Origin of the sequence: Chryseobacterium sp. SIMBA_028, assembly GCF_046535285.1 — a bacterium.
In the GTDB taxonomy this organism is placed as follows: Bacteria; Bacteroidota; Bacteroidia; order Flavobacteriales; family Weeksellaceae; genus Chryseobacterium.
In genome coordinates this window covers 1-257 of record NZ_JAWRWZ010000521.1, presented here as the reverse complement: position 1 = coordinate 257, position 257 = coordinate 1, and the positions used below count along the sequence as shown (strand labels likewise).

At 58.0% G+C, this 257-nt stretch carries 1 protein-coding gene; it reads right to left on the bottom strand.

Features of this window, described 5'->3' with window-relative positions; translation table 11 throughout:
* Positions 1-257: uroporphyrinogen decarboxylase family protein (locus tag SCA31_RS24340; protein ID WP_410699550.1), on the bottom strand; the 257-nt coding region annotated here is incomplete at both ends.

Below are 257 nucleotides of genomic sequence, written 5' to 3'. Positions count from 1 at the left end.
AGGGAGCTCCACAGAAGCCGAGCAGTGTCGTTTCGGTGGGAAGCTCAGCGCGCAGGCGTCTGACGGTCTCCATGACCGGCTGCAAATAGGAAACGATGTCCTCATCGCTAAGATTTGCGATACCGCCTTCGTCGATCGGATCCATCTCCGGTCCATGCCCCTCGGTAAAGCGAACGTTGCGCTTCATAGCATCGGGAATGACGAGAATATCCGAGAACAGGATTGCGGCATCGAAGGCGTAGCGCCGGATCGGCTGC